This window comes from Sphingomonas sp. JUb134 (assembly GCF_004341505.2).
GTDB lineage: Bacteria > Pseudomonadota > Alphaproteobacteria > Sphingomonadales > Sphingomonadaceae > Sphingomonas.
In genome coordinates this window covers 1007316-1029318 of the sequence record NZ_SLYP02000001.1, presented here as the reverse complement: position 1 = coordinate 1029318, position 22003 = coordinate 1007316, and the positions used below count along the sequence as shown (strand labels likewise).

At 68.2% G+C, this 22003-nt stretch carries 15 protein-coding genes and 1 tRNA gene; 5 read left to right on the top strand and 11 right to left on the bottom strand.

Features of this window, described 5'->3' with window-relative positions:
* Positions 1 to 36: 36 nt before the first annotated feature.
* Positions 37 to 2454 (bottom strand): PAS domain S-box protein, encoded by a 2418-nt coding sequence (locus tag EDF69_RS04815; protein WP_132882404.1) that lies wholly within the window; start codon positions 2452 to 2454, stop codon positions 37 to 39.
* A gap of 298 nt (positions 2455 to 2752) precedes the next feature.
* Here EDF69_RS04815 and EDF69_RS04810 point away from each other — a divergent pair, with 298 nt between their 5' ends.
* A complete protein-coding gene (locus tag EDF69_RS04810; RefSeq protein WP_132882403.1) occupies positions 2753 to 2959 on the top strand; it encodes a hypothetical protein in 207 nt (68 codons plus the stop codon).
* A 135-nt stretch (positions 2960 to 3094) separates the two neighbouring features.
* Here the strand turns inward: EDF69_RS04810 and EDF69_RS04805 are convergent, their stop codons facing one another.
* Complete coding sequence (locus EDF69_RS04805) at positions 3095 to 4417, bottom strand: cystathionine gamma-synthase family protein (RefSeq protein WP_132882402.1); 1323 nt, start codon at positions 4415 to 4417, stop codon at positions 3095 to 3097.
* A 399-nt stretch (positions 4418 to 4816) separates the two neighbouring features.
* Between EDF69_RS04805 and EDF69_RS04800 the strand changes: the two genes are divergently transcribed.
* Positions 4817 to 5773, top strand: coding sequence for a TIM44-like domain-containing protein (locus EDF69_RS04800; RefSeq protein ID WP_132882401.1), 957 nt, complete (start codon positions 4817 to 4819; stop codon positions 5771 to 5773).
* Between the two features lie 68 nt (positions 5774 to 5841).
* Here EDF69_RS04800 and EDF69_RS04795 read toward each other — a convergent pair whose 3' ends face one another.
* The 4 genes from EDF69_RS04795 to EDF69_RS04780 are packed head-to-tail and all read right to left on the bottom strand — an operon-like array spanning position 5842 to position 11136.
* Entirely contained in the window at positions 5842 to 7623 is a 1782-nt protein-coding gene (locus tag EDF69_RS04795; protein WP_339538005.1) for a M14 family metallopeptidase, read from the bottom strand.
* Between the two features lie 11 nt (positions 7624 to 7634).
* Positions 7635 to 8999: an ABC transporter permease gene (locus tag EDF69_RS04790; RefSeq protein WP_132882400.1), complete on the bottom strand. Its 1365-nt coding sequence runs from the start codon at positions 8997 to 8999 to the stop codon at positions 7635 to 7637.
* The gene (locus EDF69_RS04785; RefSeq protein ID WP_132882399.1) at positions 8996 to 10417 is read right to left on the bottom strand and encodes an ABC transporter permease; all 1422 of its coding nucleotides are present in this window, start codon (positions 10415 to 10417) and stop codon (positions 8996 to 8998) included. Before EDF69_RS04785 ends, EDF69_RS04790 begins: the two co-directional genes overlap by 4 nt.
* On the bottom strand, positions 10414 to 11136 hold the full coding sequence (locus tag EDF69_RS04780) for an ABC transporter ATP-binding protein (protein ID WP_132882488.1): 723 nt from the start codon (positions 11134 to 11136) through the stop codon (positions 10414 to 10416). The genes EDF69_RS04785 and EDF69_RS04780 overlap by 4 nt, the downstream gene beginning before the upstream one ends.
* Positions 11137 to 11272: 136 nt before the next feature.
* Between EDF69_RS04780 and EDF69_RS04775 the strand changes: the two genes are divergently transcribed.
* Positions 11273 to 13390, top strand: coding sequence for a TonB-dependent siderophore receptor (locus EDF69_RS04775; RefSeq protein ID WP_165889973.1), 2118 nt, complete (start codon positions 11273 to 11275; stop codon positions 13388 to 13390).
* Positions 13391 to 13415: 25 nt separating this feature from the next.
* Here EDF69_RS04775 and EDF69_RS04770 read toward each other — a convergent pair whose 3' ends face one another.
* Together EDF69_RS04770 and EDF69_RS04765 are read right to left on the bottom strand one after the other, a co-directional pair.
* Positions 13416 to 16193 (bottom strand): PAS domain-containing hybrid sensor histidine kinase/response regulator, encoded by a 2778-nt coding sequence (locus tag EDF69_RS04770; RefSeq protein ID WP_132882397.1) that lies wholly within the window; start codon positions 16191 to 16193, stop codon positions 13416 to 13418.
* Positions 16194 to 16795: 602 nt separating this feature from the next.
* Positions 16796 to 16888 (bottom strand) — tRNA-Ser (locus tag EDF69_RS04765).
* Between the two features lie 165 nt (positions 16889 to 17053).
* Between EDF69_RS04765 and EDF69_RS04760 the strand changes: the two genes are divergently transcribed.
* Entirely contained in the window at positions 17054 to 17794 is a 741-nt protein-coding gene (locus EDF69_RS04760; protein ID WP_132882396.1) for a DUF1134 domain-containing protein, read from the top strand.
* A 66-nt stretch (positions 17795 to 17860) separates the two neighbouring features.
* Here the strand turns inward: EDF69_RS04760 and EDF69_RS04755 are convergent, their stop codons facing one another.
* Positions 17861 to 19186: a dihydroorotase gene (locus EDF69_RS04755; RefSeq protein WP_132882395.1), complete on the bottom strand. Its 1326-nt coding sequence runs from the start codon at positions 19184 to 19186 to the stop codon at positions 17861 to 17863.
* Between the two features lie 43 nt (positions 19187 to 19229).
* On the opposite strand from EDF69_RS04755, the gene ygfZ reads away from it, so the two are divergent.
* Positions 19230 to 19976 carry a CAF17-like 4Fe-4S cluster assembly/insertion protein YgfZ gene (gene ygfZ, locus EDF69_RS04750; RefSeq protein WP_132882394.1) on the top strand — a complete coding sequence of 249 codons (747 nt, stop codon included), beginning with the start codon at positions 19230 to 19232 and terminating at the stop codon, positions 19974 to 19976.
* A 278-nt stretch (positions 19977 to 20254) separates the two neighbouring features.
* Here ygfZ and EDF69_RS04745 read toward each other — a convergent pair whose 3' ends face one another.
* Both EDF69_RS04745 and EDF69_RS04740 read right to left on the bottom strand, forming a co-directional pair.
* The gene (locus EDF69_RS04745) at positions 20255 to 21379 is read right to left on the bottom strand and encodes an OmpA family protein (RefSeq protein WP_132882393.1); all 1125 of its coding nucleotides are present in this window, start codon (positions 21377 to 21379) and stop codon (positions 20255 to 20257) included.
* A gap of 106 nt (positions 21380 to 21485) precedes the next feature.
* Positions 21486 to 21995, bottom strand: coding sequence for a DUF2793 domain-containing protein (locus tag EDF69_RS04740; RefSeq protein WP_132882392.1), 510 nt, complete (start codon positions 21993 to 21995; stop codon positions 21486 to 21488).
* Positions 21996 to 22003: the final 8 nt, after the last annotated feature.

Below are 22003 nucleotides of genomic sequence, written 5' to 3'. Positions count from 1 at the left end.
GCGCCGCTACTGGCCCTCGGTGCCCGCCCGCATCGGCTAGGCTTGCAGACGCCGCTCCACGCCCCTGGCGATGAGTTCCCGGATGCGGGAGGCAAGCGATTCCATGGCAAAGGGCTTGGTCATGACATGCATGCCCGGTTCCAGCTGGCCGTTCCCGATCAGCGCGTTTTCGGCATAGCCGGTGATGAAGAGCACCTCCAGATCAGCCCGGCTCTGGCGGGCGGCATCCACCATCTGGCGCCCGTTCATGCCGCCCGGCAGGCCGATGTCGGTCACCAGCAGGTCGATGCGCGCATCCGACTGGAGGATCTTGAGCCCGGCTGCCCCGTCGCCTGCCTCCAGTGCCGAATAGCCGAGTTCGTCGAGCACCTCGATCACCAGCATCCGGACGGTCGGTTCGTCGTCCACCACCAGCACCGTCTCGCCCTGTCCGGCCTGCTCCGCATCGGCAAGCGTGCCGAGCTCCGGCTCGGGTTCCGCCTCGCCATGGTGCCGCGGCAGGTAGAGGCAGACCATCGAGCCTTCGCCGACTTCGGAATAGATGCGAGCGAGGCCGCCGGACTGCCGCGCAAAGCCGTACACCATCGACAAGCCGAGCCCCGTGCCCGCTCCGATCGGCTTTGTCGTAAAGAAGGGATCGAACGCCTTGTCGATCACCTCCCGGGACATGCCGACACCCGTATCGGACACGCACAGCGAGACATATTGCCCCGGCTCCAGGTCTCGTTCCCGTGCCGCACGGCGATCGATCCAGCGGTTGCACGTCTCGATCGTCAGGCGCCCGCCCTCCGGCATCGCGTCGCGCGCGTTGATGCACAGGTTCAGCAGCGCGTTCTCGAGCTGGTTCGGATCGACCAGCGTTGCCCAGAGGCCGGCGGCACCGACCACCTCCACCTCGATTTCCGGTCCTACGGTGCGACGGATCAGCTCCTCCATGCCGTCGATCAGCCGGTTCACGGCCGTGGGCTTCGGATCGAGCGTCTGGCGCCGGGAGAAGGCGAGCAGCCGGTGCGTCAGGGAGGCGGCACGCTTGGCGGCGCCGCGCGCGGCAGCCACATAGCGCTCCACCTCGCCGAACCGCCCCTGCGCGATCCGGACCTCCAGGATCTCCAGGCTGCCGGTGATGCCGGTCAGCAGATTGTTGAAGTCGTGCGCGATGCCGCCGGTCAGCTGGCCGACTGCCTCCATCTTCTGCGATTGGCGCAGCGCCGCCTCGGCTTCCTCCAGCGCCACGGCCGCTGCCGCCTCTGCGGTGATGTCGCGGCCGAAGCCATAGAACATGCCGTTCTCCGGGACGGTGGTCCATTCCACCAGCCGGCTTTCGCCCTGCTTCGTCCGCAGGGACATGCGGTAGTTCCGCAGCGGCTTGCCGGATGCCAGCGTTTCCACCCGCGCCTGCCAGCTGGCCTCTTCCTCCAGCACGAACTCCGTGCTGCGCTGGCCCACCGATTCCTCGCGGCTCCACCCCAGCAGCGTCGTCCACGACGGATTGACGTCGGTGATAAAGCCTTCCGAGTTGGTCACGACCTTCAACACGGGGGACAGCTTCCAGATGCGCTCGCGCTCCAGGGCCAGCTGGCGCTCATTGGTGATGTCCCGCGCGACCGCATGGATGCGCCCGGCCTCCGGAACCGCAGTCCAGGCAAGCAGGCGATAGTCGCCCGACTTGGTGCGATAGCGGTTCTCGAACGCCAGCGTGGTGACGCCGTCGCCGAGCTTCTCGACCTCTGCGGCGGTCGCGACGAGATCGTCGGGGTGGAGGAAGTCTGCGAGACGCGCGCCGACCATCTCGGCCTCATCCCACCCCAGCAGGCGCTTTGCCGAGGGGTTCACCGCGGTGATCACCCCTTCGAAGGTGCAGACCAGCATCAGCTCCTGCGACATCGACCAAAGCCGGTCGCGATCCGCGACGCTGGTGGCCTCGCTCTGCTTCTGATCCTCGATGTCGGTGTTGGTGCCGACCCAGCCGGTGACGTTGCCCTCTTCGTCGCGGACCGGCTCGCCGCGGGTCAGGAACCAGCGGTACTCCCCCTCGCGATTTCGCAGGCGATATTCATGCTCGTACACGTCACCGCGCTCGCGCGCCTGGCGCCAGGCTTCGACGGTCGGAGGAACATCCTCCGGGTGGACGAAGCGCTGCCAGCCGTCCGCGCCGAGGAGTTCGTCCGCGGACCAGCCCGAGTAAGCGTAGACCTGATCGTTGAACCAATAGATCGCGCCGTCCGGCCGCGCCGCCCAGATCTGGTTGGGCATGGCCTGGGCAAAGGTGCGGAACTGGAGTTCGCTAGCCTCCAGTGCTGCGGCGACGTCCGCTTTCTCCCGCCCTGCGACCACGGCGAAGTCGGCGCTGCTGTCGAGGATCGTACGCGCGCGGCCGAGCTGTGCTCGCAGGTGCGTGGCTTCGGCTTCCAGCGCTTCCAGACGGCTCTGCAGTTCTTCGTTCGTGCCAGTCATCAGCCCTTGATCGCCCACCTTCTTCTCCGACGGCGCCGCAGCACCGCTCCACCCTTCGTCATCAACCGGGCGCCCTCTCTGGCGTGTAGTGGAACGCAACGGAACGGGAAGCCACTGAACGTACCTGAAGGGCGTTGGTGCCACCCCCGGGCGGCGAAGACCCTGCCCGAAACGCCGGGATACCGGCGCTGACGGTGACGGAAAGCCCAAGCGAGGCGTACGAGCGCCGACCGGAAGCGTCGCGCAACATAAGGCGTTGCGGCCACGCGCTTTCGGACTAGCGTCCGCTCAGGAGAGAATGATGCACGAGACCGAACCGTCCCACGCGCCCAAGGCTCCCGCCGCCGGGAAAGGGGCGCCGGTGCTGGGCACTCTGCTGCAGGACGCCTTCGCGCTTCCGCACGATACGCTGATCACCGGCGATCTGCCGTTCCTTCTTTCACAGCTGTCCCTGCTTCCGCGCACCGAGCCGCGGGAAGATGCGGCGCTTGGGCGCAGCGCCTGAACCCGCGTTCGTTGCGGCGGAAGTAGCACGCGGGCTGGCCGCCGGACCCTCCAACGACGCCGGATCGGCGGCGCTGGAGGAAGCGCGTTAGTCCACTCGTCCCGCCCCACGTGCATGGGGCGGGACGCGTGTCCATCACACCGCGTTCAGTGCCTGGTCGAAGTCGGCGATGAGGTCCTCGGCATTCTCGACGCCGATGGAGATGCGCACGAGGTTGTCCGTGATGCCCAGGTCCTGCTTGCGCTGGTCCGGAACCGACAGATGCGTCATCGCCGCCGGACAGGAAGCGAGCGTCTCCGTACCGCCCAGGCTCACCGCGAGCTTCGCGATCTTGAGGTTGTCGAGGAAGGCAAAGCTCTCGCGCTCGCCGCCCTTCAGGTACAGCGAGAAGGTCGATCCGGCACCGCTGCAATGGCGCTGGTAGATGTCCGCCTGACGGCTCCCTTCCTTCAGGAACCCAAGGTAGCCGACGCTTTCCACCTTGGCATGATCGCGCAGAAAGGCGCAGACCTTGGCCGCATTCTCGCCGGCGCGGCTCATCCGCAATTCCAGCGTCTCCAGGCTGCGCAGCAGCATCCAGGCAGTGTTCGGATCGCAGATCGTGCCGATGGTGTTGCGCATCATGCGAACCGGATCGATCCACTTCTTGGCGCCCGAAATGCCGCCCGCGACCAGGTCCGAATGGCCGCCCGCATATTTGGTCAGGCTGTAGACCACCAGGTCCGCGCCATGCCGCAGCGGCTGCTGCCAAAGCGGGCCGAGGAAGGTGTTGTCGATCGCGATCGGCGGCACGGTATCGCCCAGCAGCCGGTCGCGCACGCGGGAGACCGCCTCAATGTCGACCAGCGCGTTGGTGGGATTGGCCGGACTCTCGAGATAGATCAGCGAGACGTTGCCCTGCGCCTTTGCCCGCCCGATCACGGTGGCGATCTCTTCCTCGGTGGCGCCCGCCGGGAAATCGAGGAAGGTCACGCCGAAGCGGCCGAGGATGCGGCCGATCAGGGTTTCGGTCGCGGCATAGAGCGGGGCGGAATGCACGATCACGTCACCCGGCTTCACCAGCGCCAGCATCAGCGTCGCGATCGCCGACATGCCGGAGGAAAAGACCAGCGCGTCCTCCGCATCTTCCCAGATGCCCAGCCGATCCTCGAGGATCTCCTGGTTCGGCCCGTTGAAGCGCGAGTAGACGAGGCCGTCGACCCCGCCCGGCCGCTTGCCGGTCACCCCTTCGAAGTGGCGCTTGCCGGCCGCGGCATTCTCGAACACGAAGGTCGAGGTCAGGAAGATCGGCGGCTTCAGCGAGCCTTCGGACAGCGCCGGATCATAGGCGTGACCCATCATCAGCGTGGAAGGGGAAAGGCGGCGGCCGCCCACCTCCAATATCTCCGGCCGTGGCCGGCGGCGGGTCGTGGCCCCGGTGATCTCGGCTTCGGTTTCGGGGTTCGATGATCCGCTCATGGCAGTCCTCTCTGCTTGTTTGCCCATCACCCTAGCCGTTCCTGGATCGCTCGCCATCCGTTTCCGGTCGCCGCAGGCGCCGTTTGGAGCTGGACGCACTTGAAGCGCCGGCCACCCTCGCCTAGCTTGCGGGAGCGGGCCGGGCCCCTCTGACACCCCACGACGTGGTGTGATGTCGGACCGCAGAGCATGAGGGGCCTGGCTGATTCCACAATTCTCCGGCCAGTCCCGAACATGGAGTTCGCGATGACTGCCGCTGACCGGAACGACCTGCCCCTTACGCCGCGTGCCGCTTCGACGGGCAGCCGGCGCAGCGGCGCGTCGCCAGCCACGAATGGCGCGGCTTGAGCCAGCAGTCCCCATCGCACAATCGACCCAATCCCAATGCGAGGAAAAGCAATGAAGTCCTTCAAGATCGGCAACCTGGGCGCCATCGCGGCCGGTCTCGCCGTGGCAGCGATGCTCGTCGTTCCCGATGATGCGGACGCGCGCCGGAGAGGAAGCTTCGGCAGCCGCGGCGCCCGCACCTATGACGCACCGGCCACCACCACGGTGGCCCCCAAGTCCACGGCTCCGGTGCAGCGCTCGATGACGGAGAAGCCGGCTGCTTCAAGCCCGGCGGCGCAGGCCGGCAGGGCCGCTCCTGCCAGGCGGGGCGGCATGGGAAGGGGCCTGCTTGGCGGCCTCATCGCGGGCGGACTGATCGGGGCGCTGCTCGGCGGCGGCCTGGGTTCGCTTGCCGGCGCAGGGATGCTCATGGCGCTGCTCCAGGTCGCCCTGATCGGCGGCCTCGTCTGGTTCCTGTTCCGCATGTTCCGTCGCAAGCCCGCGCTCGCCGGGGCGCATGGCGGCGCGATGGCGTCCCCGTTTGCCGGCTTCCAGCCGCAGCCGGCGCCGCAGCAGCCCTTCTCCCAGGGCTTTCGCAGCGCCGCCGTGGCGCCGCGCAGCGCGGACATCGACATCGTCGACGCGGACCGGCACGACTTCGAGCGGCTGCTGATCGAGGTGCAGGACGCCTTCTCCAAGGAGGATTTCGCGGGCCTGCGCGCGCGGACCACGCCGGAGGTGATGTCCTATTTCGCCGAGGAACTCAGCCAGAACGCCACCGCCGGTCGGCGCAACAGCGTCTTCGGGACCGCATTGATCGACGCGGAGGTGTCGGAGGCCTGGCGCGAGGAGGACGCCGACTACGCCACCATTGCGATGCGGTATGAGAGCATCGACGTGATGCTCGACCGGAGCAGCGGCGCCGTGGTGGAGGGGGACCCGGAGCGGCCGAGCCAGGCGGTCGAGCTGTGGACCTTCAAGCGCGGGGCCGAAGGCCAGTGGCGCCTGTCGGCGATCCAGGAAGCCTGACGGGCTTCTGACGCGATGCACGGCGAGCCCAAGGCTCGCCGTGCATCGCCCGCCCCCCTGTCTTGTGGTTAGCGCAGTGGGCGGAGCTCTCGTCCGATCGGATAGAGGAGGTAGCGGTCGTCGCGGTAGGGCGACCGCTCGATGAACCAGGCGAGCCGGGCGGCGCCGTCCGCGGCGAAGTCCGGATCGGCCGCCAGCCGGGCGTCGAACGCACTGCGCAATGCGGGGTCGCGCGCCAGCATCGCCTCCGCCATCGGTGCACTGGCATAGCGCTCCATGCCGCCCGATTTCTGGAGCATGCCGGGGAAGAACCCCCAGGCGGGGAACGAGTCCGGCGCCTCCGCCTCCAGCAGCGCGGCCGCGAGCAGCCCCTTGGGCTGGTCATAGGGCACGCGGACCGATCCGGCGGCCAGCGTTTCGCGCCGCCGCTCGTGCGTGAAGCTGCCGGCGACCATCACCCGCTGTTCGCTCGCGGGACCCAGCTTCGGCTCGCCCAGTCGCACCATGTCGAGATCGAGCGTCCGCGGTGCGTCGATGCGGTCGTAGCGGATGCCGTGGAGGTCGAGCCGGGCGATCACCGCGCTGGCGCTTGCCGGCACCCACCACGCCTGCGGCAGGGTGACGCTCACCACCGGCTTCTGGCCGATGATCGGAAGCGTGAGCGGCTGGGTGCGTGCGACATAGCGTACCTCCTCCTCGCCCGAGGCGGGCGAGCGATAGCGTTCCAGCGCCATGCCGGTGAACTTCACCCATGCCTGGGGAGTCTCGTCGCGCTCCCAGCGCACCGCGAGCGTCTTCGGGCGAGCGGCGCGGTCGGCATCGATCGCGGCGCGTAGCGCAGCGGCGTCGCGGCCCGCATGACGCAGCGCCCCCTCCATCAGCGCATAGGCGCCGAGCACGCGCTGGCGATAGGGCTTGAGGCAGTGCATCTCGACCAGCACCGTCGGGATGCGGGCGAAGTCGCCGTAGCCGGTCGAGTAGCGCGGTCCCTCTGCGGCGACGCGCAGGCCCTTGCTCAGGTCCCGCTCGTCGATCGCGCTGGGATAGAAATGCGGCTTGTGCCCCATACGCTTCACGAACGCATCGACGCCTTGCGTGAAGGATCCGTTCAGCCAGCGGGTGATCGCCTGCGACTGGACGTGCCGTCCCCAGCCCGCGAAGGTGTAGGTGACGTCATAGCCGTGATCGAACCCGTCCGACACGTGCATGTCGATGTAGAGGACCGGGTCGAGCCGGTTCAACAACCGCAGCATCGCCTGCGTTTCCGGTGCATCGGCCTTGGCATAGTCGCGGTTCAGGTTGATGTTCTGCGCGGTCGATCGGAGCCCGGGATTGTTCGGCCCGCGCTGGTTGGGGCGAGTATAGGGGCTGGTCTGCTCGTGCCCGTCGGCGTTGTAGATCGGCACGAACACCAGGTCGACCGCGTCGAGCAGACCCGCCTTGCCGCGCAGGCCGATGTCCCGCAGCAGCATCAGCCCGGCGTCCTTGCCGTCGATCTCGCCCGAGTGGATCCCGGCCTGGATCAGCACCACCGGCTTGTCCGCGCCCCCCTTGCTGGCCCGCACGTAGTAGAGGTCGCGCCCTTCGGGGGTGGTGCCGAAGCTTTCCAGCGTCAGCAGCGGCGAGGCGGCGACCAGCCGGTCCAGCCAGGAGCGGGTTTCGGCATAGCTCGGCGTCTCGGCGAAGCCGGAACGCTCGGCCGGGGTGATCCACGGGTCCCCCGGCTTGGCGATCCATTGCTCGCTCGCGCCCGACCAGGCGAGCGCCGGTGGCAAGGGCGCGCGCTCCTGGGCCAGGACGGAAGGTGCGGCAAGGATGGCCAGCAGGCCGGCGGCGATACGAAGTGTCACGAAAGGTCCTTTCAGGCGCGGCTGGCGCCGCTGATCTGTGCAATCCGGCGGCCGCCGATGCCGAGCAGCAACCCGGCCGCGGCGAGCAGCGCCAGCAGCGGTGCGATCGGGATCGAGCCCGAGGGGGCACGCGGCACATAGGCCGGCATCCAGTCGAAATCGGCGCGGGTGAACGGCCGGTCGGCGAACAGGTAGGGATAGAAGAACTGCCGCAGCTCCCGGTGAAAGGCGGCGATGCTGTCCTGGTACGCGAACTGGCCGAACTGGTCGGTGTCGGCGATCCGGTGCAGTGCTTCCTGGGCAGCCACCCCCGGCAGGAGGTAGCCGGCGCGCTCGCTCCAGCGCTCGCGCGCGATCAGGCTCGCGCGGTAGGCGGCAACGTCCCCGGCCACCGCTTCGTCGCCGACCTGGTGCATGGCGAAGTACCATTTCCAGTGGAAGCGGCCTTCGAACCCTTCGCGGCCGCGCCATTCGGGATGGTGGACGAAGAAGCGCTCGAACGTCTCTGCCTTGGGCGCGTCCCAGCCGTGATGAACGATCTCGCGCTGCGCCAGCGTCAGGTCGATGCCCTTGGCGGTCGGGATCGCCCGCGCGATCACCGCATTGGCGAGCGTGGGGAGCACCAGGGTCAGCAGGATCCAGCAGCCGATCAGCGACGCCGCCGCCGTGGCGGAGGCGCGCACCAGGCTGCCGACCAGCAGCGCGACGCCGAACCAGAAGGCGAGGTAGAGCGCCGCGACTAGCAGCATCGCCGCCGCAGGCCCGACCGGTGCTGCGGTGAGTGCCGCGCCGACGACAAACGGCAAGGCCACCGCGGCGAGCACCAAGGCGTAGCGCAGGCCCACGCGTCGCCGCCACAGCCCACGGCCGGGCATCGACAGCAGCAGTCGCAACCGCCCGCCCTCCCGCTCGCCTGTGACGAGGTCGTGAGTCAGCGCGATGACGATCAGCGGCGCGAGATAGACCAGCACGAACGCCCAATCCAACACGCCCGGCAGCGCCAACTCCGCATTCACCGCCTCCGCATCATAGAGCTGCTGCTGCAGCCCGAGCGACCGGACTCGCAGCACGAACGGCTGGATATCGCGCTGGCCGATCGCGGCGAAGGCCAGCGGCGGCGGCGCGTCGTGGGTGAGCAGGAAGCTGTAATAGGCGGCGTAGCCCGCGTCCCCATCGGGCTTGCCGTGGGTGGCAGCGACCGCGGCGAAGTCGCGCTGTTGCTCGGCAGCGACGCGGGCGATCGTCGCTTGCTGCCGTGCGACCTGCGCGATGCCGGAGCAGACAGCGAGCGCGGCGAGCAGCGCCAGCAGCGTCAGCGAGACCACGCCCAGTCGCGAGCGCAGGATCAGGCGGAGTTCCGCGTGCAGGCGGCTCATCGTGCGATCCCCCCGATGCGGCGCGCGGCGAAGGCGGCGAGCAGCCCCAGCCCTGCCAGCCAGCCGAACAGCACCGCCAGGCTCCAGCCGATGGTGCCACGCTCGGCGGTGAGCGGTTCATAGGGCCGGTAGGCGAAGCGCGGCACGCGCTTCCAGTTCTCGGCCGAGACGCGCGGGTCTTCGCCGCCGATGTGCGGGATCAGCTCCGCCTGCATCCGGTTGAGCGTCTGAACGAAGCGATAGCGAAAGCCCTCCGCCTGCTCGAGGAAATCGAGATGCGCGGCGAGGTCGCTGGCCGTCAGCGCCATGGACAGTTGCCGGATCGCGATCAGCGGACTGACGGCGGCAAAGGCGTGAACGAAGCGGTTCTGCGTCGTCTCTCGCGCGGCGGTGTCGGCGGCGGCACGCGCGTAGAGGGCGGTGCTCAGCCGCTCGCCCTCCATCCCCACCAGCCCGGCATATTGCACCGGCAGGTCCTCGACCCGCGACACGCCATAGCGTGCGAGCGTGCGCGCCTTGAACTCGGCGAAATAGGGATCGTCGGGATCGTGGCTGTCGCCGATCTCGGCGAGGTCGCGGTGCAGGGCCACCTCGGTCTCGATCCGCGTCGGCAGCGTGGCGCGGCTCGCCGCCACCTCGGGCAAGGCCCGCGGCAGCAGGATCACGCCCACCATCCAAAGCCCGATCAGCACCGCCAGCGCATCGCGCGAGCGCGACGCCAGCGCGGAGACCACCACCGCGAGTAGCGCCCACAGCAGCAGCCAGCCGGCATAGCCCAGCACCAGCAGCAGCGTCGCGCCCCAGCCTGCCGAGCCGGTGAGCGCAAAGCCGATCAGCACCGCAAACGCCGGCGCCCCCACCGCCAGCGCCACCGCGGCATGGCCGAGCAGCTTGCCCGCCAGCAAGGTGCGCCCGCCGATTCCCTGCGCCAGCAGCAGCCGCAGCGTGCCGCGCTCGCGCTCGCGCGCGACGCTGGTGAAGGCGAGAAAGATCAGCAGCAGCGGTGCCAGCGTCTGGAGCACGAACGCCGGGGTGAGCTGTCCGAAGCGCAGCAGCAGCGACGACTGGCGCGCCTCCGCGAAATTGGCGCTGTTCTGGCGATGCCCCTCCAGGAAGAGCGTGTTGCCCGTGTAGCTGTCGACGCCCGCGTCGAAGAAGGCGAGCGGGGCGATCGGCCGGAACACGAACTGGCCGTAATGGACCATTCGGTGCGGATGGCGATCGGGCTGGCGGTCGAACTCCGCATCGGCGCTCGCCTGGTAGCGCGTGCGATCGGCCTCCATCCGCGCGCGACGCTCCAGGCTGACGACGCTCGCCACCAGCACGAGGGCGACCAGCAGCGCGGTCGCGATCACGCCGGCGCGGTTGCGCAGCAGCGCGCGCCACTCCTCGCGCGCGATCCGCAGCGTCGCGCTCATGCCGGCACCTGCGGATGCGCGTAGCGGGCGTGCAGCGCGTTCAGATCGAAGCGGGTCTCACCGGCGGCGGCGACCCGCTCCTCCTCGATCCGGCCGTCGCTCAGGAAGCCGATACGGTCGGCGATATCGACCGCGCTCAGCAGATCGTGCGTCACCATCAGGATCGCGACGTCCCGCGCCCGCGCGGTGGCGAGCAGCCGGTTGAACTCCAGCGTCGCCTGCGGGTCGAGCCCCGAGGTCGGCTCGTCGAGCAGCAGCACCGGCACATGACGCGCGAGCGCCAGCGCGATCGCGACCTTTTGCCGCATGCCTTTCGAAAAGCCAACGACGCGCTTGTCCCAAGCGTGGCGCGGCAGCCCGACGGCGTCCAGCGCCGGATCGATCACCGCCTCGCGACCCCGCTCCGCATCGGCCAGGGCAAGGAAATAGTCGACGTTCTCGCGCGCGGTCAGATGCTCGTAGAGCGCGACGCTCTCGGGCACATAGGCGAGCAACGCGCGTGCCTCGGCCGGCTGCGCCACCGGATCGACGCCGCAGATCCGCACCGTCCCCGCCGAGGGCGCGAGAAAGCCCAAGAGCGCATTGAGCGTGGTCGACTTGCCCGCACCATTGCCGCCCAGCAGCGCGTAGATCTCGCCGCGCGCGACCATGAGGTCCAGGTCACGCAGCACCAGCCGGTCGCCATAGCTGTGGCGCACGCCACGAAGCGTGATCGCCATGTCGGATGCAGGGGTCGTGTCGGTCAACTCTCGGCCTCGCCTTTTCGATCTTGCGTTGCAGCATCCCGCCTCTATGAGACGGTGTAACATTACGCAACCCGCTGCGGCGGGCGGCATCAGCAACATTGGGGATAGCATGCGCATCTTTCGGACGGTGAAGCGGTTGGGCGCCTTCTGCGGCTCGGCATCGGCAATGGCGCTTTCCGCCACCTTTATGCCGGCCGCCGCACAGGAGCTGCCCGCCGAGGAACCGGCGGAAGCGCGCGAGCACGAACACAGCAGCGTCGACGACATCGTCGTGCTCGGCCGCCGCCGGATCGATCGGGTCAACGGCTCCGATGTGGTGACGGAGCGCATGTCGCAGGCGAGCATCGCACTCGATCGCGCGATCCTGGACGACTATGGCGTGCGCCGGCTGGCCGACGCCCTCGAACTCGTCAGCGGCATCTCGCAGCAGAACAACCTGGGCGGCCTGCGTGACAATTACGCGATCCGCGGCTTCCTCGGCACGCCGGACACCGGCGCGGAATATTTCGTCGACGGCTTCCTCGCCAACCGCGGCTTCGGCCCGCCGCGCGATCCCGCCAACGTCGAGCGCATCGAGGTGCTGAAGGGGCCGGTCGGCGCGGTGTTCGGCTCCGTCGACCCCGCCGGCGTGGTCAACGTCGTGACCAAGAAACCGCAGTTCCGCACCGGCGGCAGCTTCACCGCCAGCGCCGGATCGTTCGACACCTATCGGCTGGAGGGCGACGTCGAATCGCTGCTCGACCCCAGCCTCGCGATCCGGCTGGTCGGCGCGATCGAGAACAGCGACGGCTTTCGCGACTATGTCGACCTGCGCCGCCGGCTGTTCGCACCGTCCGTGAGCTGGCGTCCGGCCGAGGGCACGACCCTCACCTACCAGGGCGAGTATATCGAGTTCCGCTCGCCGTTCGACCGCGGCATCCCGGCGATCGGCGACGATGCAGAGGCGGTGCCGCGCGATCGCTTCGTGGGCGAACCCGGCGACGGGCGCGTCGCCTCCACCAACTGGCGACATGAACTGACGCTCGAGCAGGCACTGGGAGGCGGCTGGTCGCTGGTCGGCGGTGGCGCCTATCGCAACGCGAGCATCTACGGCTATTCGAGCGAGGCCTCGACGTTGCTCCCGGACGGAACGGTGCGTCGCCAGCGGCGCCTTCGCGACTGGAATCTCACCGACTGGTCGGCGCGCGTGGAGGTGCGCGGCACCGTCGAGGCGTTCGGCACCCATCGGCCGAGTGTCGGCGCGACCTTCTACGACCTCGACTTCGACACCTATCAGGAGCGGTTCCGCCCCACCGCTGCCGATCCTTACCCGATCAACGTGTTCGATCCGGTCTACGGCGGCACTGCCGGCCCGCTGGTTCCCTTCACCGTCACCAACGAGCGGCGGCGGGCGGTGGCGCTCTACGCACAGGACATGTGGGAGGCGACGGACACGCTGAGCGTCGTCGGCGGCATCCGCTACGAGCATCTCGATCAGCGCATCGACAATCTGCGCACCGGCCAGCTCAGCCGGTTGAAGCGGGATCCCGTCGAATTCCGCGCCGGCATCCGCTACCGCCCCGATCCCCGCTTCGCCTTCCACGCCAATTGGGGTGAAGGTTTCCGCCCCAATTCCAGCGTCGGCCGCGAGGGCAACGCCTTCGCGCCCGAAACGGGCAAGGGATATGAAGTGGGCGCCAAGCTGGTGCTGCCCGCCTTCCGCGCGGGCCTGAGCTGGTTCAGCGTGTCGAAGCGCAACATCCTGGCCACCGATCCGGTCGACGTGAACTTCCTCGCCACCGTCGGCCGCATCCGTTCGCGCGGCATTGAGCTGGACGGCGAGATCGACCTGGCGCCCGGCGTACGGCTGATCGGCAACTATGCCTATACCGATGCCGAGGCGCGCGACCCCGCCTTCGCCAGCGCCGACGTGCTCAACGTGCCGCGCCATTCGGGCACGCTGCAGCTGTTCGCGACACTGCCAGTGGCGGGCCGCGACCTCGATCTCAGCGCTGGCGGCACCTATGTCGGCCCGCGCGCGGCCGCGCTCGACGGCGGCGACCTGCGGCTCGACGGCTATCTCAAGGCAAAGGCGAGTGCGGCCTACCCGCTCACCGACCGGATTACCGCGCGCATCGAAGTCGACAATCTGTTCGACCAGACCTACGCGCAGAGCAGCTACAGCGCGCTCTGGATCTACCCGGGAGCTCCCCGCTCGGTGCTCGGATCGGTCACGATGCGGTTTTGAAGCACGGCGCGCGCGAAGCGCCGGCTTACCGCGTCCGCGCCGTGGATCGGTCCAGGATGGCGCGGCGCAACACCCGCGTCAGGTCCTCGATCGAATAGGGCTTGTGCAGCAGCTCGAAGCCGTGGCTTCCCTCCTGTGCCAGCACATGGCTGTACCCGCTGGTCAGGATCACGGGGAGGCCCGGCTCGCGGCGTCGGATCTCCAGCCCGAGTTCGACGCCGTTCATCCCCGGCATCACCACGTCCGAGAACACCGCGGCATAGTGCCGCGGGTTTTCGGCCAAGTGCCGCAGGGCGGCGTCGGCGTTGGGCGCCCAGGTCGTCGTGAAACCGAGTTCGGCCAGGAGATCGGTCGAGAACGCCCCGACCTGCTCATTGTCCTCGACGACCAGGATGTGCCCCCTCCCCTGCGCCTCTTCGCGCAACTGGGCCACCGTTGCCTCACCCACCTCCGCGGGAACGCGCGGGAGGAACATGGTGAAGGTGCTTCCCTCCCCGACCGCGCTCTCCACCGCCACTTCGCCCCCCGACTGTTTGGCGAAACCATAGACCTGGCTGAGCCCCAGCCCGGTGCCCTTGCCGACCTCCTTGGTCGTGAAGAACGGTTCGAAGATCTGGGCCAGCTTCTCGGCGTCGATGCCGCTGCCGCTGTCGGACACGCGCACGGCGACGAAGTCGCCGGTGCTGGCACGGTGGCCCCGTACCGACGGAATGCTGCTCGTCGGCTCGATCTCGATCCTCAGTTCGCCGACGTCGTTCATGGCGTCGCGTGCGTTCACCGCCATGTTGACGAGCGCGGTCTCGAACTGGCTGGGATCCGCCTCGACATAGCAGACGTCGCAATCCGTGTTGACCGCGAGGGTCACCCCGGCCCCGACCACCGTCGCGAGCATGTCCCGGATGCCGTCGATGCGGTGCCCGACGTTGAACACTTCCGGCTTGAGCGCCTGGCGCCGGGAGAATGCCAGCAGCTGGCTGGTGAGTTTCGCCGCGCGATCGGCGGTATCGGCGATGGCCTGGATGTACCGCGCCTTCTTCTCCTCCGGGAGCGTGGGACGACGCAGCATCTCGGCCGCGCCGCGGATCACGGTCAGGAGGTTGTTGAAGTCGTGCGCGACACCGCCGGTGAGCTGGCCGATCGCCTCCAGCTTCTGGCTCTGGCGCAGCGTATCCTCGATCTTCATGCGGGCGGCGACTTCCTCCAGCACCCGGTGCTCCAGCGTCTCGTTGAGCTGGCGCAGGACCGCTTCGGCCTGCTTGTGCGGCGTGAGGTCGTGCATGGCGCCGACCATCCGGCGCGCCTGCCCTGTCTCGTCGCGAAGCACCGTGCCCCGGTCGAGTACCTCGGCGTGGCTGCCGTCCTTGCGTTCGAACCGATATTGCGCCGCCCAGCCCTTGTCCCGTCCGGCGATCGCGCGCTCGATGCTGCTGACGACCCGGTCGCGATCCTCAGGGTGGATCTTGCTCTTCCACCAGCGCCCGGTTTCCTCGAGGTCGTCGGGCCCATAGGCGAACATCGTGCCCATCGCCTCGGACCAGCGGAGGTGATCGGTCTGGAGGTTCCAGTCCCAGATGACGTCGTTCGTCGCCTGAGCAGCGAGCCGATAGCGCTGTTCGGTTTCCCGGAGCACGTCTTCGGCCATGCGACGATCGGATTCGTCCCGGCCGATCTTCAGGAAGCCGATCTCCTCGCCAGCGGCGCCCCGCAGCAGGTTCGACGAGCCGTTAATGAACACCCAGCTGCCGTCCTTGCGCAGGTGCCAGCGCACGTTCGGGGCGAACTGCGCCCGCCTTGCCGTCTCCGCCTCCTGCGCCGGAATTCCTGCTTCGCGGTCTTCGGGGGTGAAGAGGATGTCGACCAGTTCGCCGAGGACCTCGGCGGCGTCATAGCCAAAGGTCTTTGCCGCTCCCGGCGACCAGCTGGTGATCCGCCGCTCGGGGCTCAGCGTCATGATGGCGTAGTCGGTGGCCGAGTCGACGATCAGCCGCAGCCTCTGCTCGCGGTCGCGGACCGCTTCTTCCGCTTCGCGGCGTTCGGTCACGTCGAGGACGAATTCGACCACCTCCTCCGCGCTGACCCGGCGCGGCGCGAACAAGCCCCACCAGCGGGTACCGTCCTTGCGAAAATACTGCTTCTCGTACGGAATCGCCTCACCGATGGTGTTCACCTGGTGGACGGCCTGTTCGGACGCAGGCCAGAACTCCGCTGGCGTAAGCTGCTGCCATGTGAGCCCCAGCGCTTCCTCGCGCGTGAAGCCCGTCATGCGCAGGAATGCATCGTTCACCCGGGTGAGCCCGAAGTCCGGACCCCAATAGATGATGCCGACGGTCTTGATCTCGAAGCTGCTCTTCAGCCAGCGCTCGGCAAGAACCCGATCGGTGACGTCGGACCCCTGCACGAAGATGCCGATCACGTCGCCGCCGGGATCCCGGACCGGCTGAAGCAGCAGGTCCAGGATCCGCTCGTCCGACGCCCCGGGAACATCGGACTGGATCGGCAGCCGCGCATCCGTGATCCGGATCGGCTCGCCGGTTCGAAAGGCCTCGTCCAGCCGGTCCACTCCCGTCGCGGAAAAGGCTTGCGGAAGGACCTCTGCCGCGATGCGTCCGACGATCGGCGCGTCGCCGAAAAGCCGCCGGAACGCCGGGTTGGCGAGGACGATGCGGTGGTTCGGTTCCCGCAGCAGCGCCATCAGGCTCGGCGCCTGCTCGAACATCTGCGCCAGACGCTCGCGCTCGTCCCCCTGCGTGGGTCCGAAATCGGGAGAAGGGTCGCGCGCGTCCATGATCAGGAAAACGCGCATGGCGACGTAAGTTGCCGTCCCCGGCACGTGTTTGTCGGAACCGCGGCCGATCCTTCTGTCCCCCACTGCGCGCGCATGCCTTCAGCGCCGGTAGTGCTCTCCCCAAAAATCGTCTTGCGCGCGGGTTTTTCTCAGGCTGACGCCGCCCGTTCGCCGCTCGCAATCGGAGCAGAAAGCTTTGCGGTTAGGGGAAACTACGGGATCCACATGGGCCTAAGGCGTGAGCACCGACATGAGCGGAGCTAACTCTCACGCTCCGGCCGGACTTTCCGTGTCCAGCATTGCTCGCATCACCGATACGGGTCCGCTGGCGAGGTTTGCGAGCAGCTTGGCGAAGAGACGGTTCTCGAAGGTGTCTCATCAGAGCAACAAAGGCACCGGGTTCCCCGGTAGCTTGCCGCTGACGCCGTGGTTCTGCGCTTCTGGATGCCTTGACCCAAAGCGCCTGATGCAGTGAGGGCTCCGGTTCGCGGGCTGAGCGCAGCGCCAGCGCAATTTTCGGCACTAGGCCTCTCCGGACGCCAAGATTTTGGCCAAGCCTCGGATCACAGGAGTGGAACAGACGGCTCACGATCCGGACAGCCCCCCCCGTGAGGAGGTTCTGGCGGAGACGGAGGGATTCGAACCCTCGGTACCAGTAATCCCGGTACGGCGGTTTAGCAAACCGCTGGTTTCAGCCACTCACCCACGTCTCCGGGAACCGGCCTTGAGGGCGCGGCTATAGCCAGCATGCGAGCAGGGATCAACTGGGGTCGCGTCGCTTTTCGAGCGCGTGTAGGACTCGGGTCGTCGCGCCATTCATTGCAGCGTAAGCGGCAGGCGCGGATAGAGGATGGAACTGAATTCTCCGGGGGAGTGGCATGCGTAGGTTTTGGCTGATGCTGGGAAGCGTTGCGGTGGCGGTGACCACGCCCGCGGCCGCGCAGATGCGCACTGTCGATCCCAATGAGGCGATCGATAGCGATCTCGATTCGGCATCCCGGGCCCAACAAGCCGCGCCGGCTGCCGAGCCGGACCCCGCAGTCGCGCCGCAGGCGGACTATTCCGCCCAGCAGGCGCCCTCCGCGTCCACGGCCGCCCCCGCCCCGGCGGCTCCCGGCGCCACCATGGCATCGGCGGACACCTACAAGCGCGACGACCTGATCGACGCCGCCGAGGGGGTGTTCGGCAAGGGCGCCGAGGGCCTCGCCGGCCTGCTCGAGAACATCCTCAAGGATCAGGGCGAGCCCAACGCCTATATCGCGGGCCGCGAGGCGGCCGGCGCGTTCGTCGTCGGGCTGCGCTACGGCTCCGGCGTGATGAGCCACCGGGTGGAGGGCCAGCGGCCGGTCTATTGGACGGGCCCGTCGGTCGGGTTCGACGTGGGCGGCGACGCGACCAAGGTGTTCGTGCTGGTCTACAACCTCTATGATTCGCAGGAACTCTACAATCGCTTCCCGCAGGCGGAAGGACGCGCCTATTTCGTCGGCGGGTTCTCGGCGAGCTACCTGCGCCGCGGGGACGTGGTGCTGATCCCGGTGCGCCTTGGCGTGGGTTGGCGGCTCGGCGCCAACATCGGCTATATGAAGTTCACCGAGAAATCGAAGTGGATGCCCTTCTGATCGGGGCCACCGAGGCCTGAGGGCCGCGGGACACGCCCGCGGCCGCTCCGTTCAGCCTCGTCTCGCTCAGCCGAAGTCCACCGCCTCGAAGTGCAGCGGCGCGCCGATTGCCTCCGAGGCAAGTTGCCCCTCCCACATCACCTGCTCACCGCGGATGATCGTGCCGATGGGCTTGCCCGTCAGCGTCATGCCCGTGAACGGGGACCAGCCCGCACGCGACGCCAGCCAGGGCTCCTCCACCGTCCAGCGCTTCTTCAGGTCCACGATCGTGAAGTCGGCGTCATAGCCGACCGCGATACGCCCCTTGCGGACTAGGCCGAAGAGGCGCTGCGGACCTGCGCTCGTCATGTCGATCAGGCGCTGCAGCGTGAGCCTGCCCGCCGCCACATGGTCCAGCATCAGCGGCAGCAACGTCTGCACGCCCGGCATCCCGCTGGGGCTCGCCGGATAGGGCTTCGCCTTTTCCTCCAGCGTATGCGGCGCGTGATCGGAACCGATCACGTCCGGGACGCCCTGGTTCAGCCAATACCACAGGCCGTCGCGGTGTGCGCCGGATCGGATCGGCGGGTTCATCTGGGCATGGGTGCCCAGCCGCGGATAGGCCTCCTCACCCGCCAGCGTCAGGTGCTGCGGCGTGACCTCGCACGAGGCGACATCCTTGTTCTGCCCCAGCAGCTCGAGCTCTGCAGGGGTGGTGACGTGCAGCACATGGATCCGCCGGCCCGCCTCCCGCGCCAGCCGTAGAATGCGACGCGTCGCGATCATCGCGCTTTCGTCGTCCCGCCACACCGGATGGGAGCGCGGATCGCCCGTCACCCGTTCGCCGGCACGCGCGTTCATGCGATCCTCGTCCTCGGCATGGATTGCGACGCGGCGGTGGCCGGAGCGCAGGACGCGGAGCAGGTTCGAATCATCGTCGACCAGCAGGTTGCCCGTCGAAGATCCCATGAAGATCTTCACCCCAGCCGTGCCGGGGAGCCGTTCCAGCTCCGCCAGCTGCTCGGCATTCGCTGCCGTCGCCCCGACGTAGAACGCGTGGTCGCACCACATGCGGTCCTTGGCACGCGCGAGCTTGTCCGCGATCGCCTCGGCACTGTCGGTGTTGGGATTGGTGTTCGGCATCTCGAACACCGCGGTCACGCCACCCAGCACGGCCGCGCGGCTGCCGCTTTCCAGATCCTCCTTGTGGACCAGGCCGGGCTCGCGGAAATGCACCTGGGTGTCGATCACGCCCGGCAGGACGTCGAGGCCGGTACAGTCGATCACTGTGCCCGCATCGCCTGACCCGCCGATCTGCGCCACACGGCCCTCGCGGACCCAAAGGTCCTGCGCGGCAGGGCCGCCGGGCAGGTGAACGGTGCCGCCTGCCAATTTGAGGTCAAAGCTTGCCACGGTCGCCCTTTCGTCTGCTGCACCGCCTCCCTACCTTGCCGGCATGACGGAAACCAGACCTGGCACTTGGCTTGCCGACCGTGCGTTGCTCCGCGTCGGCGGAGCGGAAGCGCGTCCCTTCCTCCAGGGGCTGGTGACGCAGGACGTCGGCACCGTAGCTCCCGAGACGCCACGCTGGTCCGGGCTGCTGACGCCGCAGGGCAAGGCGCTCTTCGACTTCATCCTGTGGGATGATGGCAATGCCGTGCTGATCGACTGCGAGGCGGCGCAGGCAGAGACGCTGGCCCGGCGGCTGATGCTGTACCGGCTGCGCCGGCCGGTCACGATCGAACCGGTCGCCAATGGCGTGCATTGGAGCCCGGATGGGGAGCAGGGCGTTGCGGACCCGCGCCTTGCGGAGCTTGGTCGCCGCTGGCTGGCGCCAGTAGCCGCGCCGGCCGGAGGCTGGCTTGCGCACCGGCTCGCACTCGGCGTGACGGAGGGCGTCGCCGAACTGGGGCAAGACAAGACGCTGTGGCTCGAGTGCAACGCACGAGAGCTCGGGGGCGTCAGCTTCACCAAAGGCTGCTACGTCGGGCAGGAGAACACGGCGCGGATGCACCACCGGTCCAAGGTCAACCGTCGCCTGGTGGTTGCCCCCATCGGCGAGGCGGGCGATCGCACGCGGGCGATCTATCCGGAATTGGCGTTGATGGTAGAGCATCGACGCGTTGACGCCTTGGGCGACGCGATCGTGCCTGCTTGGCTCGTCAACGCCCTTGCTGCCGACAAGGCGACCGCCGCACTGTAGCACGCGACCGCCGGGCGATCCTGGGCGCTGGCTGGCGCTCAGCGCCAGGGCAAGTTCAAAAGCGAATGCCACCGTGGCGGGGACGCGACTGCGCGCCAGCGACGGATCGTCAGCGCTCAGGCGTCCGCATTGGCTGAGCCGTGCCTGGACGCAGCGACCGGGACGTCGTGACATGCCCCACGCGTGTTTGCCTGGACGCTGCCGTTCGCGTTTGCGCAAAGAAAAAGGGAGGCCGGTTGCCCGACCCCCCCAATTTCCATTCGACCAGAAGGTCGAACTTACATGCCCGAACCCGGACCGTAGGTGATTTCCACGCGACGGTTCTGGAGTTCGCGCACGCCGTCGGCGGTCTCGACGCGCGGGCGGCTCTCGCCGAACGCTTCCGAGGAGATCACGCCACCCGGGATACCGCGACCCTCGAGGTACGCACGGACCGAGTCCGCACGGCGCTGCGAGAGGCCGACGTTGTACGAGGCTGCGCCCGAACGGTCGGCGTGACCGGCCAGCATGACCTGCGCGTTGCCGCACGACTGGTAGTTCGAGATGGCGTTGTCGAGGATGCCAGCCGCTTCCGGCGTGATGTCCGACTTGTCCCACTCGAAGAACACGATGTACGGCCCCGGGGTGCACACCGTCTGCGGCGGCGGCGGCGGCGGCGGCGGCGGCGGAGGCGGCGGCGGCGGCGGCGGCGGCGGCGGCGGCGGAGCAGCCGGTTCACCGAAGTTGAAGGTCAGGCCACCCAGGATGCTGTGCGACCGGAAACGACCGTCGTAGCCACGACCCGTCACGTCGACGAGGTTGACGTCCTCAGCGTTGAAGAAGCGGTACTTCAGCGACACGTCCACGTTCTCGGACAGCGGCGCGCGGATACCCGCGATCGCCTGCCATGCGAAGACCGTGTCGGAGTCGTCGAGGAACGAGCCACGCTCGTCGAGGCGATAGTCGCTCGCCTTGACGCGTGCGACACCGGCGCCGCCGCCGACGAAGCCCGACACGCCGTCGTCTTCGCCGAAGTCGAGCATGGCGTTCGCCATGAACGACAGGGCCGAGGTGCTGCCGCCGGCGTCATAGTCGCCTGCAGCGACCGAGCCGAGGCCGCCGCCAGCAGCGTAGACCGGGATTGCGGTGGTGGAACGATAGCTGTCGAGCGACGCGCTGCGATAGCTGACCTCGGCTTCAACGCGGAACGCGCCGAAGTCGTAACCGACAAAGCCACCGACGTCATAACCATAGTCGTGGTCGACGGTGGAGGTGCCACCAGCCGGCGTCGAGAGGTCATAGTCGATATCTTCGACGATCATCGCGCCGCCTTCCACGCCCACGTACCACGCGTTGTCGCGGGCAAGGGCGGGAGTCGAAAGCGCAGTGGTCGCGAGCGCCAATGTGACGGCAAGCTTCCGCATTCTATTCCCCTTTCATGGTTGTCCTACGGACAGCGCAAACTCCCTACTTCGGCCTTCGTTTCCGCGCAAGCGAACAAAAACCAGCAGTGTTGCGGAACTGCAACAGCTATTCGGCGTTGCCGGCCACCAATCCATGGTCACGAAGCGCCTCCAGCACCAGCGAAAGCGTGGTGCGCGCTTCGACGTCCACGATCATGCCGCCGCTTGGGCTGGCGATCGCGGGGCGTCGTCCACCAACCACCTGGTTCCCCCCCACCATCAGGCGCGTGCCGTGCACCTCGCCGGTGACCCAGCCACCCCCCAGCCACCGCACCGGAAGCCCGTCGCTGCGGCACCAGAGCAGCATGCCTTCGCAACCGCGAAGAAAACGCCAGCCGCCCTCCGTCCATGCCGCGATGCTGCTCGCCTGCCCGGCCCAGGCATCGACCGGTGCATCGCCGAGGATCCAGCATTGGCCGGCACTCGGCGCATCGGGCGGCTGGTTGCGCCCCACCTCCTCCACCGCCGGGTGCAGCAGCACGTCGAGTGCCAGCAGGGCCTCGTTGTGCGTCATCTCCTTCTGCGCCTGTCCGGCATGGAGCATCGGGAGCGCTAGGCGAGCGGTCGTATCGATCATGGGAACCT

Coding starts and splice junctions, on each gene's coding strand:
- EDF69_RS04815 (WP_132882404.1), bottom strand. CDS start 2,454: ATGACTGGCACGAACGAAGAACTGCAGAGCCGTCTGGAAGCGCTGGAA.
- EDF69_RS04810 (WP_132882403.1), top strand. CDS start 2,753: ATGATGCACGAGACCGAACCGTCCCACGCGCCCAAGGCTCCCGCCGCC.
- EDF69_RS04805 (WP_132882402.1), bottom strand. CDS start 4,417: ATGAGCGGATCATCGAACCCCGAAACCGAAGCCGAGATCACCGGGGCC.
- EDF69_RS04800 (WP_132882401.1), top strand. CDS start 4,817: ATGAAGTCCTTCAAGATCGGCAACCTGGGCGCCATCGCGGCCGGTCTC.
- EDF69_RS04790 (WP_132882400.1), bottom strand. CDS start 8,999: ATGAGCCGCCTGCACGCGGAACTCCGCCTGATCCTGCGCTCGCGACTG.
- EDF69_RS04785 (WP_132882399.1), bottom strand. CDS start 10,417: ATGAGCGCGACGCTGCGGATCGCGCGCGAGGAGTGGCGCGCGCTGCTG.
- EDF69_RS04780 (WP_132882488.1), bottom strand. CDS start 11,136: ATGGCGATCACGCTTCGTGGCGTGCGCCACAGCTATGGCGACCGGCTG.
- EDF69_RS04775 (WP_165889973.1), top strand. CDS start 11,273: ATGCGCATCTTTCGGACGGTGAAGCGGTTGGGCGCCTTCTGCGGCTCG.
- EDF69_RS04770 (WP_132882397.1), bottom strand. CDS start 16,193: ATGCGCGTTTTCCTGATCATGGACGCGCGCGACCCTTCTCCCGATTTC.
- EDF69_RS04760 (WP_132882396.1), top strand. CDS start 17,054: ATGCGTAGGTTTTGGCTGATGCTGGGAAGCGTTGCGGTGGCGGTGACC.
- ygfZ (WP_132882394.1), top strand. CDS start 19,230: ATGACGGAAACCAGACCTGGCACTTGGCTTGCCGACCGTGCGTTGCTC.
- EDF69_RS04745 (WP_132882393.1), bottom strand. CDS start 21,379: ATGCGGAAGCTTGCCGTCACATTGGCGCTCGCGACCACTGCGCTTTCG.
- EDF69_RS04740 (WP_132882392.1), bottom strand. CDS start 21,995: ATGATCGATACGACCGCTCGCCTAGCGCTCCCGATGCTCCATGCCGGA.